Source organism: Grimontia sp. THUN1695, assembly GCF_059704325.2.
In genome coordinates this window covers 340,794-358,831 of sequence record NZ_AP046576.1, presented here as the reverse complement: position 1 = coordinate 358,831, position 18,038 = coordinate 340,794, and the positions used below count along the sequence as shown (strand labels likewise).

The following is an 18,038-nucleotide window of genomic DNA, read 5'->3' as shown; positions in this document are numbered from 1 at the left end:
CACAGGTAGGTGCTGAGGCGGGAAAATATGGAATTTACCTATCATGACAGACAATCACTTTATGATGCCTGGATGTCATACAAGGCAAAACTGCGGATCACACAAATTGAAATGGCCAAGCGATTAGGTGTAAGTCAGTTAGATTTTTCAAGAGCGATGCGTGGCGATGTACCCATGGATCGGAATTTTGTATTCCGTTTTTGTAAGGAAATGGGCCTGGATCCAGAAAGTGCATTACCCAGCCTGAAAAAAAACCGACCTGTGACACATCGTGGACCGATTACAATCCGGACATCACTGACAGTGGATGGCAATATCTCTAAAGTGGAATACTCCGGTGATCAGGTATTCATTGAATATGTCAAAGAATTATAATAGCCATCCCAAGGGATGAGATGGCTTTTGTATTCGGATCTCCGATAGTGAGGGTGCTATTACTTGGTTACCATCTTTGAGATCTGTTTGGCTCTTTCTTCATCAGAAAGGGGCGACGGTGGGGGAACCAGTAAACCTTTCTGACAGGCTGGGCGCTCAGCCAGCTCATCCATCCAGCGTTTTAAGTGATCAAGGCCGGTAATGTCTACGCCACTCCATTCGTGGATACGTACCCAGGGCCAGGTCGCCATATCAGCAATCGTATATTCGTTTCCGGCAAGATAAGCATGGGTTGCCAACTGGGTATTCATGACTTCAAAAAGACGGCGTCCTTCATTTTGGTAACGCTCGATTGCGGCAGGAATTTTCTCCGGGAAATAACGGTAGAAAACATTGGCTTGACCCATCATTGGGCCTACACCGCCCATCTGGAACATCAGCCATTGAATTACCTGGCTGCGTTTTTTAGCATCCGCAGGCAAGAATTTCCCCGTTTTCTCAGCGAGATAAATCAGAATGGCACCCGATTCAAACACAGCAAAATCGCCGTTCTCTTTATCAACAATAGCTGGAATTCTGCCATTGGGATTGATAGCAAGGAATTCAGGTTTTTTCTGATCAGCTTCCATCAAATCCAACGCATGGTAGTTGTAGGGTAAGCCCATTTCCTCTAGCGCAATAGAAATTTTATGGCCATTCGGCGTACCCGCTGTATAGAGCTCAATCATTGTCTATTCCTTTTCTTTTGGTTACGCTTCTTTGAACGCGTCTCTCTGGCTTACGGTTTCGTGCCAGGCTTTCAACGCTGGCATGCTGTCATCGACATGGATATCCATGTTCTTGATAAAGTTGATCGTGACAAAGGCAGTGATGTCTGCCACTGAAAAGCGCTCTCCGGCGAGGAAAGGGGATTCAGCCAAACGTGCTTCCAGCACAGGCAAAAACTCGATAACCCGCTGCTTAGATTCCTCTCCCCATGCTTCTACGCAACGCTCGCGATCGCTGTAAATGCCGGTAATGTTACGGAATGCCTGAAAAGCGGCGTACAGTCCCTGAAACTCAGCGATGCGGTTCCACATCTCTACCTTGCCGATTTCTTCCGGTGTACGGCCAAATAAATGGTGGTCACTTGGGAAAGCAGCATCGATATAACGGCAAATAGCAATGGTTTCGCTGATAGTGGTACCGTCATCCAATTCCAGCATTGGAATGCGTCCGTTGACACTTTTTGCTTTGAACGATTCAGTCAGGTTTTCCCCTCCACGAATATCAACATGTTCGCGAGGGATGTCGATTTTTTTCTCTGCCAGAAACAGATTGACACGCTTTGCGCTAGGTGCAGCGCCAACTTCGTAAAGCTTCATATTTACTCCCTGTGATGGTTTTGGATCATCCTTTGACGATAACTATATACCTAAGCAACTTGAATTCTGCATCGTCAGGTTGCTTGGGTATATATCAGGGGGGAACAAGACCGAGATATTTACGTTGGGACGGTTGGAAGTCGATAAGTATCCTTGGTGACACTCAGTCCATCACTATCAGTTTGGCGTTGTAACGCCCGAAACCCAAATGAATGCTCTCACTTATACTTTTCATCCCAAACGGAGACCATAGATCTTAGATATTTATTTCCCATATTTTCAGGTAATACGGGACCAGTGTTAGATATCGTGATGCGTGCCTCGCTTTCATGCGCCTGTATGTATATTTCAATCGGCGAGCCAGAAACAGCGCAGTGATGACAATCTTGCGGAGGAGAGGGACGGTAAAAAGGGCTGCGTATGCAGCCCCGTGGGTCTGTGAGCCTGTTATTTGCTCAAGTAGGCACACGCTGTCATAAAAGCATGTTCCTGGAATTGCTTCAGACCAACTTCTTTCAGTGAAACCGCAATAGGGTTTCTCTTGAGTGACTGTTTCATTTCTGATGACGGGAACACTTCTGCTTCAATGCCGTCGATCAGTTGAAGTGCTGCTTCCATCTTGAAGCCTGCCGCGCTGCCGGCGAATTTCCCCTTGGTGGGGCGTTCTCGGATAACAATTTTATCCACTTTGTAATCTTCCATCAGTTTTGCAAACTGCTTCTGGAAGTTTCGGATCTGCTCGGCGCTGGCTACGTCAGTGATAGTGAATTTTCGCGCGCGGCATTCCGGCACTTCAAACAGACCTTGATTCGACTCAAGCAGGCAAATGTTCGCTTCGTTGCTTTTAAAATCAACAGCACAAATACGCATTATTTCAGTTCCACAAATCAATTAAGAGGACAAGTATAAGAAAAAGCACAGGCGAGGTCATGAAATATAGAAGAGATGTGGTGCAATTGGTGAATATTGTAGCGGTTAACGGAACTCGCTGAAGTTTGTCTTTAGTTTGGCTTCGGTTAGTCCGCGAACGATCTTGAGATCAGGGCGTTTTTTTAGGTCAACATATTCGACTTCACGGTAGGATCCTGTGTGCGCTGAATAGAAAAGCTTCACTGTCGGTGTCATCAGATCATCCGGGTTTTCTCTACATACCAGACCTACCCAGCCGTTGCTCAGTTCCACCACTGAACCTACTGGGTAAAAACCGATGCAGCGGATGAATTTTTTCAGCAGATCAGGGTCGAGGTGAAAGGGCGTCAGGCCAATCATGATCTTAAATGCTTCTGAGGGAGACAGGGCCGGTTTGTAGCAGCGCTCTGCCGTTAAGGCGTCGTATATATCAACGATGCAAGCCATACGCCCGATGACTGTCAGTTCGTCACCTTTTAAGCCGTTAGGGTAACCATTGCCATCGAGTTTTTCATGATGCATCAAGCTGACATCTTTGCTAAGGGTAGGCAAATCGACCATGCTGTCGAGTACGGGTTGTGACAGGGTTTGGTGCTCTTTCATATGCAGAAACTCTTCATCGGTGAGTTTCCCTGGTTTGTTTAACACTTCATCGCGAACCAGAATCTTTCCAATGTCATGCACCAAGCCCCCAATAGCCAATTCTTCAAGTGTCTGGCGATCAAACTCCAGATACCGGCCAAAGTTCACCAAATGGAAAGCAACATTCATGGAGTGTTCGAGCAAATACGCACTTTTTTCACGAATGCCGCTGATCCACAGTACAGCGTCGCGCCGTTCAAAAATGTTGTCTACGATGTCAGAGCTGATGTGCTTGACTGGCTCAATATCGACGGGTTTGTTTTCGTATATATCGTTGAGTAGTTTACTGATTTGCTTTTTGGACGTATCAACCAACTCTTTTGCCGCACGGAACTCATCACTGCCTTTTATGGATGAATGCTTCCCCAGCTTGGTTTCGCGGTATTGGATATCCTCATCTGAAGTGATTTGATCAGCGTCGATATAAACGTATAACACGCCTTTGTCGCGCAGGTTTTCAATGGTTTCCTGTCGTCTGATAAACCCCGGCCTTTTCATTTTGGTACGGGCACATTGAGATTCGATTTGCTCGACATACATGCCGATCTCAACATGATCAATGGCGACTTTTTGCAGCATTGATGTGTGCTCCGATTAATTAATGTCGGTGTCGACGTGATTACTTTACCCTGAGTGTTTGTATTCAGCGGCGAAGAAGGATATTACTGATAAGCATAATTATATACAAAATACACGCTTACTGTTCAAATTTGCGAGATAAAAATGGGCGAATCTGATAATAAAACGTACGTTGTACTGCTAAAAACCCAGGTGACGAATGGTCTTGTTATTTGTTCCAGATGGCCGTCAGTTATCAGCTTAGCGCTACGAAGAAAACCAAGGGTTGCCGGCTGAACAGGAAGCATAATAGTTATGACCAATCGCGTAGAAATTTGGGCGGTAAACCCCAATAGGCTGGCAATTCTCACCAGCCTATTTTTTTGTCTTATTAGTAACGATAGAACAGCGTAAAGTTGGCATACGCACTGAGATCGCGTCCTGACTCCTCAAACTGCTTGGATTGGGCGGTGACTGACGTTACAGCCCCCCAGTGTTGAGAATACCAGCTAACACCACTGGAAATCGCGGCCTGACCATGTTGAACATGGATATCATCGTTTTCGGGCGGTTTATCACCGTCAATGGTGATGTCACTAAAGCGGTAACGTGCTTCGAGTGTGGTAAAAAAGAACATACCGCTGTCGCTATGGCTCAACAGGCCGACATCCACCGTATTCCCGGGAAGAACTGACGTTGAACCAAAAGTGTTTTCCAAATCAAAACCAATCCGGTATGTACCGCCAACAGCGACTTCACTCTGGAAGTTACCGCCCTGTCCCCGGCCAAACACGCTGAATTCACCTATTGGAGCACGCATCAGCAATTGATGGGCCTCAAGCCCTACCTGATAGACAAATTCGTTGCTAATTTGATAGTCCCAGCCTTTTGGCTCCGGTGAACCGACAATCTCGTGGACGATAGATTGCGCGTCTTCGGCATAGGAATCCGGTCCAACTGTGCCGAGCATCAAACTTCCTTTAAATGCCTGATAATCGGTTTGGTGATAGGCCCGGCCCATGCCATAGACTAGCCCGGCGTAAGGACGCTCATTTGGCTGGGGCGAGGTCTGTTCGATATCAGACGGCGTCCACATTTGAGAACCAATTTCCAGACTGTAACCAATCACACCGGGATCTGAGGACCAACGAAGGAAAAGGCCACTGGTATAATCTCGGTCTGTTCCCAGAGCACCATCGTTGTCGAGAGAAAAGGAAACGGTAGCCGCGTGGGCTGGAACACTGAGCATAGGGACAGCAAGCAGCGCAGCACCTAAAAATCTGCGTGAAAACATAAGGTCCTTAGTATATTTAAGAGTAACTTAGGTCATGCTATCTCATTCATTTGGGTCTGACGATGGCGAAGTATAAGGAGAGTGATTTGCTACAGAGAAATGACGTATTGGTCAGTGCCGAATGGTTAAGAGATAACCTGTATGAGCCATCATTGAAGCTGTTGGATGCAAGCTGTTTCATGCCCGGCTTGGAGAGAAACGGCAAAGCAGAGTGGCTGGAAAAACGCATCCCCGGTGCGGTGTATTTTGACTACGACGGCGAGATTTGTGATAAACGTTCGCCACTGCCACATATGCTTCCGTCGCCATCGGAGTTTGAGGCTGCTGTCGGTGCGTTGGGGATAAGTCATGACGATCACCTGGTCGTGTATGACAGCGCTGGCATTTTCTCATCACCCCGTGGGTGGTGGATGTTTAAGGTGATGGGACACAAGCACGTTGCGGTACTCGATGGTGGCTTGCCTGCCTGGGAAGCTATAGGTGGACCACTGGAAATATCCGAACCTGCAGCACCTGCACCATGCCGCTATTCTGCAAACTTCCAGCCAGAGCGCGTTATCGACGTAGAAGCACTGCTGGCTGGTATTGAAGCCTGTTCAGTGAATGTGATTGATGTGCGCGCCGCTGAGCGTTTCGCGGGTAGGGCACCAGAGCCAAGGCCGGGCGTGCGTAGCGGCCATATGCCAACGGCAACAAACCTGCCATTTTCAACCCTGTTACAAGATGGGAAATACAAATCCCCTGATCTGTTGAAGCAACTGCTGACAGGTGTGATATCAGATGACAAGCCTAACATCGCGTCTTGCGGCTCTGGGGTAACAGCCTGTGTGCTTGCTTTGGCGAGTGAATATGCACTGGGTAAACCAGTGGCAGTTTATGATGGATCGTGGAGTGAATGGGGAAGTCATCACACCTTACCTGTCGTATCGGACTGAACAGGCTTTAATCGCTGTCATCGAGCCCTCGCAATTGCGGGGGCTTTTTTATCCGCTTGCGCTGGCTCATGTCGGCGTTGCGAGGGACACAATTTTTTAACCATTCTAATGAACAAATAGGAATCAAGTTGGGAGTTTTTTATGCAACTGGAACGCAAACTAAGATTTAACGGTGGCAAAGATCAAAGTTGAAATGCTATACAAGATGTAAGCAAATATTAATGGTTACAAAGTATTAACAATGTGTTATGACTGGTCTCATGTTGTTGATGAGTAAAATGGAGCAGCAACGTGACGAATCAAATCGCTATGCCTACCAACAACGCACTGTTGCCTGAGCGTATTCAGAAACTTGTGCATGCTTTATCCAACGGCGTTTATGAACGTGAAAACACTATTCGTCTCTGTCTGCTCGCAGCGCTTAGCGGTGAAAGTGTTTTTCTGCTGGGCCCACCCGGAATTGCCAAAAGTTATATTGCCAAACGCCTTATCGAAGCCTTTGACGACAGTCGCTTCTTCGAATACCTGATGACCCGCTTTTCGACACCGGAAGAAGTGTTTGGTCCTTTATCTATTCAAGAGCTGAAAGATAACGGGAAATATGTCCGCCTAACTGACGGTTACCTGCCAACGGCAGACGTGGTTTTCCTTGATGAGATCTGGAAAGCCGGACCGGCGATCCTCAATACCCTGCTTACTGTGGTTAACGAGCGTGTGTTTCGCAATGGCAGTGAAGTCTTGCCCGTCCCCATGCGGCTTCTGGTGACGGCCTCAAATGAATTGCCAGAGCCAGACAGCGGTCTGGATGCACTGTATGACCGGATGTTAGTGCGGATTTTTGTTAATCGGATTCAGGAAAAGAGTAATTTCAAACGCTTGCTGACCGGCAACAGTGGTGAGCCCGAGATTGCTATCGGCAGTGATATCTCGATCAAAGCGCATGAATATGAACAGTGGCAACGGCAGATAGACAATGTTGACCTGTCTGACGATATGTTTGAAAAAATCTATGCGCTGAAAATGATGCTTGAGCATGAGGCTGAAGATGGCACCAATGATTTTCCCACTGAAGAACTCTACATCTCCGATCGCCGGTGGAAAAAAGCAGTTCGTCTGCTGAAAGCCAGTGCGTTTTTCAATGGCCGTCATGAAGTGAACCCTGTCGACCTTCTTTTATTACAAGAGTGTCTGTGGCACAGCCCGGAATCCCGTAATGTGGTGATGGACGTGATGCAGCGTTTTGCCCAGGAGATTTGCTTCAACCAACAGGAAGCACTGACCATTGCCCAGGAAGCCAATGAAGACAGCAGAGAGCTGGAAGAAGAAATCAAAAACGCACTGGGCCATACGGTAGATACTGAACTTTCGATGCGAAAAGAAAAGCACCGTGTCGATCTAACCAAGGCACGCCGATATTCACTCAACATGGCAAACAATCTGGTGAAGTTTGTCATGCTCGAGGCAAACCCCTCGGTGTCTGAAAAAGAAAAAGGGGATAGCCGCTGGGTCTATGTGGATGCAGCTGAGTTTGAGAAAAAAATCAAAAACGGTGCCTGTGACGTTTACGGCTATGTGAATAAAAACCCGAACCTTTGCATGCTGAAATTCGATGTGGATGGTGAGCACAGGCTGGTGATCAAAGACATTGCCAACCGCCCGGTCCCGGTTGCCATTGCAGGCATTGACGACAATGACCCAGAGGCGTTTGTGCAATGGCAACAACGCAATGAAGCGTCTATTGCCAAGATTGATGATGCCAAACACATGATCCGGATAGCACGCAGCCAGCTCAATGCCGCATTACCGCATCATTTTGCCAATACAGAGCTTTTGACACTGCTGGCCAACAGCATTACGGACGCAGAGGAGGCATTGCAGCGTCAAACGGCTAAATTTGAGAAAGGCGCATTCCGGACACGTATGTTAGCCGAATACTTCGAGTAAGGAGTGGGAATGCTGAGTCCTGAAAGTCTCCATCTGGGAATGATGCTGGCGGAAACCGGTATGCTGGAGCATGCCGTGAATGAGGTCATGGCAAAACCCCAGCTTTTGATGATGACAGAAGCCAGCCCTTCCGCGAAATCGGCAGTGCGTCAGCATATCCGCAAATGGCGACACTCTGTAAAACGCAGGTTGAGCACGGACTGCATTACGGATGATTTACGTCAGGAAATCCAGCTTTACCAACAAGCGGTTTCCCTGTCGCAGCAGGATTTCGTCAGCCATGCGAAGCCGATGATCAAAAAGCTGGAAGGTAAATCCGGGTTTTATCTGGAAGCAAGGCGTTTGATTGAGAAAAACGTTGCCAATGAGACGCCTATGTTTCAGGCGTACTTCTGTAAAAAGTGGTATGAATATCTTGCGGTTGCCATTCAGAATGCCCAACAGAAAGAACTTAAATCCCATAAAGAAAAGCTGCTGAAAGAGCTTTACCAGCGTATCGAAACCTATAAAACACTCGAGAATGTACGGGAGCAGGGAACGATAGAAAAAGTGGGTCGGCTTTGGGATTTGGCCTCATCAAAAGTGACCCAAACCGATGTGGATTTGTTGAAGCGTTTTGTTGCCTTCCTCAAAGAAAACAAAGAGCTTCAGGCTATCGCCGAAAAGCTGGGGAGAATGGCGAATGAGGTAGATGATCCCTCCCTCCAGCGTTCGCCTGCCGAAGAGCTGAAATTGGTTGAGGAGCCGGCAGATAACGTCGCTGATGATATCGTTGGTATCCATCAAAGCGATAACCTTGAAAAGATTGTCCCCAATGAGACTATCTACCTTGCAGAACCTGCACTGGAAATACTGTTCTACAAACATTTTGCGGACAAACGCCTGCTGACCTATCGCATGCAAGGCATGCAACGTTCTTTAAGAAAAGTGAAATCGTTTAAGCCTGAAAGTAAGCAGGTAGAGGTAGAAAAAGGGCCATTCCTTATTTGTGTCGATGCATCAGGGTCGATGAGTGGCTTTCCCGAACAATGTGCAAAAGCAATGGCTTATGCCTTGATGCAAATTGCTGTACAGGAAGACAGGGATTGTTCAGTCATGATCTTCTCCACTGACCACATCACTTATGAACTGACTGGCGAGAATGGGTTGAAAGAAGCGCTGAATTTTCTTTCCTATTCATTCCATGGGGGAACAGACTTAGCGCCCGTGCTGACTCATTCCATTGAACTGATGGGGACCGACAAATACCGCAATGCCGATCTGGTCGTCATTTCAGATTTTATTGCACCGGTTCAGCCCAAAGACGTGCAGGAAAAAGTGAACGCACTGAAAGAGCAACATAATCGGTTTCATGCCATTTGCCTGTCAAAATACGGTAATCCGAAACTGATGGAGATGTTTGATCACACCTGGGATTATCATCCGTCACTGATGGGACGGCTGCTCAAGCGTTTCTAAGACAACAGCGTTTCTAAAACAACAAAAAGGGCGGTTATGTACCGCCCTTCGAAGGATATCGCATCTACCCGATGAAGGATGTCAGCTCAGCAGCAGGCTGTCATCTGCCAGCTCTTCGCCACGCACTTTGCTGAACATATCCAGCAATTGAGGAACGCCCATATTGGCTCGCTCTTCGCCTTCTACATCCAGCACGATTTCTCCCTGATGAAGCATCACAGTGCGATCACCACAGGCGAGCGCGTCTTTCATCGAATGTGTCACCATCAGCGCCGTCAACCCAAATTCCGTGATCACCTTTTTAGTCAGGTCGATAACAAACGCAGCCATGCGAGGGTCAAGCGCGGCGGTGTGCTCGTCAAGTAGCAACAGCTTGCTGTCTGAAAGCGTTGCCATAACAAGGCTGACCGCTTGCCTCTGACCACCTGAAAGTAAGCCAATGCTGTCACCGAGACGATCTTCCAGCCCCAATCCAAGAATAGAAATGCGCTCTTTAAACACGTCACGGCGTTTGCTAGACAAAGCCAGCGACCAACCACGGCGGCTGCCACGGCTGTAGGCAAGCGCAAGGTTTTCCTCGATGGTCAGTGATGCACAGGTACCGGCAAGGGGATCCTGAAACACGCGGGCGGCAAGCGCTGCACGCTGGTGGACCTGTTGCCTGGTCACATCAATATCGTCAATCACAACACGGCCGCCGACCATCGGAGTTTCACCGGAAACAGCACCTAACAGAGTAGATTTTCCTGCACCATTGGAACCGATAATGGTCAGGAATTGCTTTTCAGGCACTGTCAGCGACACACCACGCAGTGCGCGGTTTTCCAGCACAGTACCGGGGTTGAAGGTGACTTGAATGTCTTTTAATTCGATCATTTCACCACCTCTGCTTGTTTCATTTTCTTGTTCTTCTGGTATTGCTGTTTTATTTTTGGCGCAACCAGTGCAAGGGCGACCAGTACGGCGGTAACCAGGTTCAGATCAGAGGCTTCCAACCCAAACATGCCAGAGCTGAGGGCAAATGCGACAGCCAGACGGTAGAGCACAGATCCGAGGATCACTGCTACTACCGCTACCCAGACTTTTCTTCCTGGCAGAAGGGTTTGGCCGAGGATGACGGCAGCAAGACCGACCACAATGGTGCCCACACCGGAAGTAACATCAGCGAAGCTGTTGGTTTGGGCAAAAAGTGCCCCTGAAAACCCAACAAAGCCGTTTGACAGCGCAAGGCCGAAATAGGTGTAAAAAGCCGTGCTTGCCCCCTGTGCTTTCACCATACGGGCATTCACCCCGGTGGCACGTAAACCCAGACCAAAGTCACTGGCAAGTAAACGGATCACAAACAGTGCGCTTATAACCACCAGAACAAAAACCACCAGCGGGCGAACATAGACCGGATCAAACCCCATGTTTTCAAATGGCGTGAGAATGGTGTCTTCGCCTAACAGTGCGATATTTGGCCGCCCCATAATGCGGATATTGATAGAAAACGCAGCAATCATCGTCAGGATACTGGCGAGCAGGTTGAGAATCCCGCATTTCACTGTAAGAAATGCAGTAACTAATCCTGTCAATGACGCGGCAAACATTGCTGCAAAAGTAGAGATCCACGGATCAACGCCTGACACAATCAGTGTGGCAGCAACAGCAGCTCCCATCGGGAAGCTGCCATCAACCGTCAGATCCGGAAAATCCAAAACCCGGAAAGTCAGATATACGCCCAGGGCAACCAGGCCATAAACCAGACCTACTTCCAGCGTGCCAAAAAAGGCAATAGAGGTCATGTACTGCTCCTGACTCGGTTATTTTTCTACGGTGGTTGCGCGATCAAGCAGTGCTTGGGGAATCTCAATCCCCAGCTTCTCTGCTGCTTGCAGGTTTATCGCCAGATCAGAACCAATGGCAACTTTAGCGGGCAGATCTGCAACGTCTTCGCCTTTGAGTAGGGCAGCGACATAATCAGCTGTTTGTACACCAATCTGGTAGTAATCAAAGCCCAACGCTGCTACTGCGCCGTTTGGAATATAAGATGTTGCACCACCGATGACTGGTTTCTTCGCTTGAGTTGCTGCGACAACTAAACCATCAATTGCACTGGCTACAGTGTTATCGGTTGGAGCATAGATAGCATCAGCCTGAGAAGCGACAATTTGCGCTGCGGACTGAACATCAGCACTTTTAAGGGCGGTGCCTTCAATCACTTTTACGTTGTGTTGCTCGGTTGCTTCCCGCAGCAGTTCAACCAGTGCTACGGCATTCGCTTCACCGGGGTTATAGACCACGCCGATAGACGTCATATTTGGCAGAAGCTCTTTTGCCAGCGCGACGTGTTGGGCTACTGGAGAAAGATCTGACAAACCGGTCACGTTTGCATTTGGTTTCTCCATGTCTTTAATTAACTTGGCACCAACGGGGTCGGTAACGGCAGTGAAAACGACGGGAATAGATTTGGTGGCAGCAACCAGTGCTTGGGCGGAAGGGGTGGCGATACCTACGAGTACATCGGGTTTCTCTCCGACAAACTGACGTGCAATTTGAACAGCGATTGCCGGATTGCCTTGCGCTGTTTGGTAAGAAAAGTCAAGGTTTTTGCCTTCTTCAAACCCAAGATTTTTTAAGCCATCCAATAAGCCCTGACGCGTTGCATCAAGGGCGGGGTGCTCAACGATTTGGGAGACCGCAACCTTTGCAGTGTCTGCTATTGCGGTAAGAGGGGAGGTCATAAGTGCTGCGGCACAGCACGCCGACAGAAGTAGTTTGGATACGTTCATATCTCTCTCCATGATAAGTAGACAGTGAGCTTTACACTCATCTTTCCGTCTGTGTTATTCCTTTGTTATATCCAAAATCTGATGTTAAATCAGGCAGTAAAGATTTAGCTTAGAATGAATATGATGTTCGGTGCAGTAGCGCTGTTTGTCTATGTTTGTTTAACACAATGAAAAATAACAATCTTTCAAGCATGTGGACGTGCCGGTCAAAGTTTGATTGAGCCAAAACATGCACTACTAATATTGATTGAATACAGATACTGACACCTCTCTTACGTTATAAAGCAGTGAATGATATGTCACAATCACTTTACGGTGGGGGCCTGTACTTTTTTGTAAAAAAATTTGATCTAAGTAACTTTGCAGTCAGTTTTTTACAATGTAAATCGTGATTCAGTGGGAATATGAAAGAGGGCTCTTCCCGTGCTTCACTATCATCTTTTAGTTTAGAAATGCCAGATCATGCTCGCATTTACCAACAGTGAAACATAAGAATCGCTGTTAAAAATCAGGTTTGTGGGGAATGCCCGAAAGTCAGCAATTTACGCTGCAATATTCTTTAACAAGATCTATCATTGGTGCGCGTTATTTGAGCTCCATACTGGTCAGGATCTGCCAGTAATCACTATAAATAACATCCATATTTCCACTGATATACTGCGTATCGTGAGAGGTTGTGAAAATATCAGGGAGAGATCATTTTGGGGCATTGCATCGGTGAGTGTATTCTACCCGCTCATGAAGCATGATTATGCCCCGCGCGAACCCCCCATTTAATTCGCTTGGAGGCACAAGGATGAAGTGTTTAATGGCGTTAGTATTACTGTTTTCCGGTAATGCCGTCGCTGCCACTACCAGTGGCACCCCTCTGGACTTGACCAATTCCGCTGTTGGTTATCTTTCTTTGGTTATTTTTGCAGCGGCGTACACCCTCGTCATGCTCGAAGAGCAGTTGCACCTCAGAAAATCGAAACCGGTACTGCTGGCAGCCGGCTTGATCTGGTTGATGCTTGGCTTTGCCTATTCGGGCGCGGGGCAAATAGACATCGCACAAGGCGCTATTGAGCATAATTTGCTTGAATATGCGGAACTAATGCTCTTCTTACTTGTCGCGATGACATATATTTCCGCGATGGAAGAGCGACGACTGTTCGATGGGCTGAAAGCCTGGATTGTCGGTAAGGGTTATGATCTTAGGCAGCTTTTCTGGATCACTGGCATTCTCTCTTTCTTTATTTCACCCATTGCCGATAATCTTACAACCGCGCTGTTGATGTGTACCGTAGTACTGAAAATCGGCGGAGACAATACAAAATTCGTCAATCTTGCCTGTATCAACATAGTAGTAGCAGCCAATGCTGGTGGTGCTTTCAGCCCCTTTGGTGATATCACCACGTTGATGGTTTGGCAGGCAGGGCTGGTTAACTTCTTCGAGTTTGGTGCACTGTTTATTCCTTCGGTGATCAACTATGTTGTGCCTGCATTCATTATGTCGCTGTTTATCCCGAAAGTTCAGCCAAACGTGGTGCATGAATATGTGGAAATTAAGCGTGGTGCAAAGCGCATTGTGGTCCTTTTCCTGTTGACCATTGTCACCGCTGTTGGTTTCCATGGACTGGTTCATTTCCCTCCTGTGATTGGGATGATGATGGGCCTTGCTTATTTGCAGTTTTTTGGTTTTTACCTTCGCAAAACCTTACCCCGTTCACTGGCAAGAAAACGTGCTATTGCACAGGCTAAGCAAGACGAAGCTGCATTGAAACGTTTAGGCTCCGTGGTTCCTTTTGATGTATTTCGCCGTGTTTCCCATGCCGAGTGGGATACCTTGTTGTTCTTCTATGGCGTTGTCATGTGTGTGGGGGGCCTTAGCTTGATTGGTTATCTTGCCACTATCTCAAACATCATGTACCTGCAATGGGATCCTGTCTGGGCAAATATCATCGTGGGGTTACTTTCTGCAATTGTCGATAATATACCAGTCATGTTTGCGGTTTTAACCATGCAGCCAGATATGTCGATGGGTAACTGGCTATTGGTCACCTTAACGGCCGGTGTGGGAGGCAGCTTGTTATCACTGGGTTCTGCCGCCGGTGTCGCGCTGATGGGACAGGCCCGGGGTAAATACACTTTCTTTGGTCACCTTAAGTGGAGTCCTGTCATTATGTTAGGGTATGTGGCGGCGATCCTGGCACACTTAACTATTAACAGCGCACTGTTTTAATGCATTAAGTGGTTTCATCATGAAAGCGGCTTTCCAGCCGCTTTTTTGTTGAGCTATGCCTGTCACTTTTGCAAAATAGTGCCATGATGGCTCGATAACATATCGGAAAGACAATGATCTCAAAATGGGCAGTACGATTTTATCAAATGGCGAAGTTGGTAGGTTCTTGGAGTAAAGACCCTTCAACCCAGGTCGGTGCTGTGATCACCAAAGGCAACCGTATCGTATCGGTAGGGTTTAATGGTTATCCTCATGGTATTTCAGACAGCGCTGAAACAGACGGACGGGAGATGAAATTGCTGAAAACCCTGCATGCAGAGGAAAATGCGATTTTATTTGCCAAACGTGACTTACTGGACTGTGAAATCTGGGTAACTCATTTCCCGTGTCCGAATTGCGCTGCGAAGATCATTCAAACCGGTATTTCACAGGTCCATTGCCCTGAACAAAGTGAAGATTTTCTTTCCCGCTGGGGTGACAAAATCCAAGTCAGCGTTGATATGTTTGAGCAGGCAGGGGTGAAGATAAACTGGTTACCACTGGATGAGCTGAAAAACTGCAAAGCACACTAAACCTTGGATATAATCCGCCCCCATTGAAATACAGTATTAAAAGAGTGCAATCATGGCCAAAACAGCACATGCCCTTCATATTCTGGTTAAGCATCAAAACCAGGCGGAGGACCTTGTCAGTCAGTTGAAAAAGGGGGCCAAGTTCCAGGCTCTGGCAAAGAAATACTCACTCTGCCCTTCAGGTAAGAAGGGCGGTGACCTTGGCGAATTCCGTCGTGGCCAAATGGTACCCCAATTTGACAAAGTTTGTTTTAACGCAGAGATACTGACACCACATATCGTCAAAACCAAATTTGGCTGGCATGTGGTGAAGGTACTTTATCGGACATGATGGTTGAAACCTGCATAGGCTTTGTTAATTCGAAGATGTTTTATACCCATTCAACTTGAAGATGCAGGATTGAGCACTTGAAAATTATCATTTATACGAGACGCTAAAGAGCCTGCGATTTGTGGAAGGATCACAGTGAAAAATCGACCAATAGCCGCTTCAAAATCCCGTTTACTTTTGAAGTAGACATTGTTCCTTACCTGCTCGTTCATCACTTTCCAAAGCCGTTCTATCGGATTGAGGTTGGGACTGTAGGGCGGTAAATAGTGAAGCTCGATATTCAGCACAAAGGCAGCGTCTTTTACTAAGTCGCTTCGGTGATACCCTGCACCATCCAGAATGAGGTGGAGCTTATGCGTCAGTGGGTAGCTTTCTCTCAGCTTGCACAAAAACCTAACGATGTTTTCGCTGTTGATGCTCTCGTAATTATCGATAACAGTGCGGCCAATCTCAGAGAGATTTAATGCCCCCACAATGTTGAGGCGACTGCGGCTTCCCGTGGTTTCAATCGCTTTGTCCTGCCCAGTACGTATCCAGCCATGAGAGAGTTTGGTGGCCTGAGTGGGATGAACCGCATCCATGAACAGGATAGTTTCCTCTTTGCCGCAGCTCGACTTAAGTGCCTTGTAGGCTTCGACAAATTCTTGCTGTTTAGCCTCATCAAACCTGTGAGGGACACCTTTAGGCTTTTTATAGCTAAAACCGTGGTGATGCAGCCACTTGTTCATGCCAGCGACGGTATAGCAGACGTCGAATTGCGCCAGAACATAGGCAACAATCTGGTGAGTATGGTGATAGGTCACCTCTGTTAAGTGCTCGATGAGCGCCATCGTCTGTGAAGCCGATAAGCGACTGCTGGACCCACCATTTTCAGGTTTGAGTTTCTCGGACTGCGCGTAATTGCGTATTCCGGCCGGATCTGAACAGTAATTCCGGAAACACTTGAACACCTATTCTGGAATCATTTGAACTCTGATTCCGGATTTATTTAGTACAGTTTTGTGCTCATTTCCGGAATCGGTGTTCAAGTACACCGGAATTTTCTCAACGCATTGAAATAACAATTAATTTGATAACTTAACCACTGACTTTTCGTTGGCGAGTGAGGGGTAGGTTTGAAAAGGATCACAATGCGTAAAATCAGAGAGGTTTTAAGGCTGCATTTCTCGGCAGGATTGAGTATCCGAGAGATCCACCGCAGCACCAAAGTCAGTGTCGGTAGTATTCAAACACTGCTCAGCAAAGCCAAGAGCATGAACTTATCCTGGCCACTGCCGGGTGAACTGGATGATGCGCAGTTGGCCCGCTGCTTTTATCCGCAAGCCGATACCCGCCATGCCAAGCGATTCCAAGAGCCGGATTGGGCAGACTTACGTAAGCAACTAAGCCGTAAGGGCGTGACGAAGCTGCTGTTGTGGGAGGAATACACTCAGCAATACCCCAACCGCTGTTACAGTTATTCCCAGTTCTGCGACCGCTATCTGCACTGGCTGAAGAAACAGCGCCGCTCCATGCGTCAGCATCACCGGGCAGGTGACGTCTTGTTCGTCGATTACGCAGGGCAAACCATGCCTGTTGTGAATCCACAGACTGGCGAGATCCGGCACGCCCAAATCTTCGTGGCGGCCATGGGAGCGAGCAGCTATTACTTCGCCGAAGCGACCTGGACGCAAGGTATACAAGACTGGCTGGGCAGCCACGTTCGGGCCTTTGACTATCTCGGTGGCGTCCCCACTATGGTGGTGCCGGACAACTTAAAAAGTGCCGTCACCAAAGCCTGTAAAAGCGACCCAGATATCAACCCGGCCTATCAGCAACTGGCGGCTCACTATGATACGGCCATCGTGCCGGCCAGACCGTATAAGCCGAAGGATAAAGCCAAGGCCGAAGTGGGTGTACAAATCATTGAGCGCTGGATATTAGCCCGGCTTCGCCATCACACCTTCTTCTCACTGTATGAGCTGAATCAGTGCATCAGCGCGTTACTGATAGAAGTAAACAGTAAGCCCTTCAAACAAATGGCTGGAACCCGTCAGCAGTGGTTCGACGAACTGGATAAACCCGCCTTAAAACCGCTACCGTGTCATGCCTATGAATACACTGACATCCGCCAGGCTAAAGTGAACATTGATTACCATGTGCAGTATGAGAGCCATCTTTACTCAGTACCGCATCAACTGGTTGGTGAGCGGGTTGAGCTTCACGCGAAGCCGCGCTTAGTGCAAATCTACTTCCAGGGTAAATGCGTTGCCAGCCACCCCCGTAATGACCGCTACGGGTTTACCACTACACCGCAGCACATGCCTGTACAGCACCAGCATTACCACAAAGTCAGTGAGGGCAGTCTGATGAACTGGGCGAAGGACATCGGCGATGACGTGCTTGTCTGGGTAAAAGCGCAGCTTAAACGCAAACCGCATCCACAGCAGGCGTTCCGCGTCTGTCTGGGCGCATTGCGATTAGCCAGCCAGTATCCACCGCAGCGGCTCAATACCGCCTGTAAACTGGCTAATCAACATCAGCTCTATCGCCTGCAACAGCTCAAAGACATCTTAAACAGTAATCAGGACAAGCTCATCAGTGAATCCAGCCAGGAAACACTGACACTCCCTCAGCACCACGAAAATATCCGTGGCCCACAGAGCTTCCATTAAGGAGAAAACC

At 47.9% G+C, this 18,038-nt stretch carries 16 protein-coding genes and 1 pseudogene; 8 read left to right on the top strand and 9 right to left on the bottom strand.

Annotation, left to right across the window (positions count from 1 at the left end; translation table 11 throughout):
• The first annotated feature begins 27 nt into the window (after positions 1–27).
• Positions 28–375, top strand: a complete 348-nt coding sequence (locus tag AC6IB1_RS01790; protein ID WP_497566664.1) for a helix-turn-helix domain-containing protein — start codon at positions 28–30, stop codon at positions 373–375.
• Between the two features lie 59 nt (positions 376–434).
• Here the strand turns inward: AC6IB1_RS01790 and AC6IB1_RS01785 are convergent, their stop codons facing one another.
• The 5 genes from AC6IB1_RS01785 to AC6IB1_RS01765 all read right to left on the bottom strand — a co-directional run bounded on the left by AC6IB1_RS01785 (position 435) and on the right by AC6IB1_RS01765 (position 5,142).
• A complete protein-coding gene (locus AC6IB1_RS01785; RefSeq protein WP_497566663.1) occupies positions 435–1,103 on the bottom strand; it encodes a glutathione S-transferase family protein in 669 nt (222 codons plus the stop codon).
• Between the two features lie 21 nt (positions 1,104–1,124).
• Complete coding sequence (locus AC6IB1_RS01780; RefSeq protein WP_497566662.1) at positions 1,125–1,739, bottom strand: glutathione S-transferase; 615 nt, start codon at positions 1,737–1,739, stop codon at positions 1,125–1,127.
• 447 nt (positions 1,740–2,186) lie between these two features.
• Positions 2,187–2,609: a DUF3010 family protein gene (locus tag AC6IB1_RS01775; protein ID WP_005502591.1), complete on the bottom strand. Its 423-nt coding sequence runs from the start codon at positions 2,607–2,609 to the stop codon at positions 2,187–2,189.
• 105 nt (positions 2,610–2,714) lie between these two features.
• Entirely contained in the window at positions 2,715–3,869 is a 1,155-nt protein-coding gene (locus AC6IB1_RS01770; RefSeq protein ID WP_497566661.1) for an HD-GYP domain-containing protein, read from the bottom strand.
• 370 nt (positions 3,870–4,239) lie between these two features.
• Positions 4,240–5,142 (bottom strand): lipid A deacylase LpxR family protein, encoded by a 903-nt coding sequence (locus AC6IB1_RS01765; RefSeq protein ID WP_497566660.1) that lies wholly within the window; start codon positions 5,140–5,142, stop codon positions 4,240–4,242.
• Positions 5,143–5,228: 86 nt separating this feature from the next.
• On the opposite strand from AC6IB1_RS01765, the gene sseA reads away from it, so the two are divergent.
• The 3 genes from sseA to viaA all read left to right on the top strand — a co-directional run bounded on the left by sseA (position 5,229) and on the right by viaA (position 9,479).
• Positions 5,229–6,077: a 3-mercaptopyruvate sulfurtransferase gene (sseA, locus tag AC6IB1_RS01760; protein ID WP_497566659.1), complete on the top strand. Its 849-nt coding sequence runs from the start codon at positions 5,229–5,231 to the stop codon at positions 6,075–6,077.
• A 309-nt stretch (positions 6,078–6,386) separates the two neighbouring features.
• Positions 6,387–8,021 (top strand): AAA family ATPase, encoded by a 1,635-nt coding sequence (locus tag AC6IB1_RS01755; RefSeq protein ID WP_497566682.1) that lies wholly within the window; start codon positions 6,387–6,389, stop codon positions 8,019–8,021.
• A gap of 9 nt (positions 8,022–8,030) precedes the next feature.
• Positions 8,031–9,479: an ATPase RavA stimulator ViaA gene (gene viaA / locus AC6IB1_RS01750; RefSeq protein ID WP_497566658.1), complete on the top strand. Its 1,449-nt coding sequence runs from the start codon at positions 8,031–8,033 to the stop codon at positions 9,477–9,479.
• 81 nt (positions 9,480–9,560) lie between these two features.
• Here viaA and AC6IB1_RS01745 read toward each other — a convergent pair whose 3' ends face one another.
• The 3 genes from AC6IB1_RS01745 to AC6IB1_RS01735 are packed head-to-tail and all read right to left on the bottom strand — an operon-like array spanning position 9,561 to position 12,250.
• Complete coding sequence (locus tag AC6IB1_RS01745) at positions 9,561–10,355, bottom strand: ABC transporter ATP-binding protein (protein WP_497566657.1); 795 nt, start codon at positions 10,353–10,355, stop codon at positions 9,561–9,563.
• Complete coding sequence (locus tag AC6IB1_RS01740; protein WP_005502581.1) at positions 10,352–11,263, bottom strand: ABC transporter permease; 912 nt, start codon at positions 11,261–11,263, stop codon at positions 10,352–10,354. The genes AC6IB1_RS01745 and AC6IB1_RS01740 overlap by 4 nt, the downstream gene beginning before the upstream one ends.
• 18 nt (positions 11,264–11,281) lie before the next feature.
• The gene (locus AC6IB1_RS01735; RefSeq protein WP_497566656.1) at positions 11,282–12,250 is read right to left on the bottom strand and encodes an ABC transporter substrate binding protein; all 969 of its coding nucleotides are present in this window, start codon (positions 12,248–12,250) and stop codon (positions 11,282–11,284) included.
• A 796-nt stretch (positions 12,251–13,046) separates the two neighbouring features.
• Between AC6IB1_RS01735 and nhaD the strand changes: the two genes are divergently transcribed.
• From nhaD to ppiC, 3 genes are all read left to right on the top strand, one after another.
• Positions 13,047–14,471 carry a sodium:proton antiporter NhaD gene (gene nhaD / locus AC6IB1_RS01730; RefSeq protein ID WP_497566655.1) on the top strand — a complete coding sequence of 475 codons (1,425 nt, stop codon included), beginning with the start codon at positions 13,047–13,049 and terminating at the stop codon, positions 14,469–14,471.
• 113 nt (positions 14,472–14,584) lie between these two features.
• Complete coding sequence (locus tag AC6IB1_RS01725) at positions 14,585–15,043, top strand: dCMP deaminase family protein (protein WP_005502575.1); 459 nt, start codon at positions 14,585–14,587, stop codon at positions 15,041–15,043.
• A 52-nt stretch (positions 15,044–15,095) separates the two neighbouring features.
• Positions 15,096–15,374, top strand: coding sequence for a peptidylprolyl isomerase PpiC (gene ppiC / locus AC6IB1_RS01720; protein ID WP_497566654.1), 279 nt, complete (start codon positions 15,096–15,098; stop codon positions 15,372–15,374).
• 50 nt (positions 15,375–15,424) lie between these two features.
• Here ppiC and AC6IB1_RS01715 read toward each other — a convergent pair.
• Positions 15,425–16,273, bottom strand: a pseudogene (locus AC6IB1_RS01715) (IS630 family transposase); the annotation flags it as partial.
• Between the two features lie 231 nt (positions 16,274–16,504).
• Here AC6IB1_RS01715 and istA point away from each other — a divergent pair.
• Positions 16,505–18,028, top strand: a complete 1,524-nt coding sequence (gene istA / locus AC6IB1_RS01710; protein WP_497566251.1) for an IS21 family transposase — start codon at positions 16,505–16,507, stop codon at positions 18,026–18,028.
• Positions 18,029–18,038 lie beyond the last annotated feature (10 nt).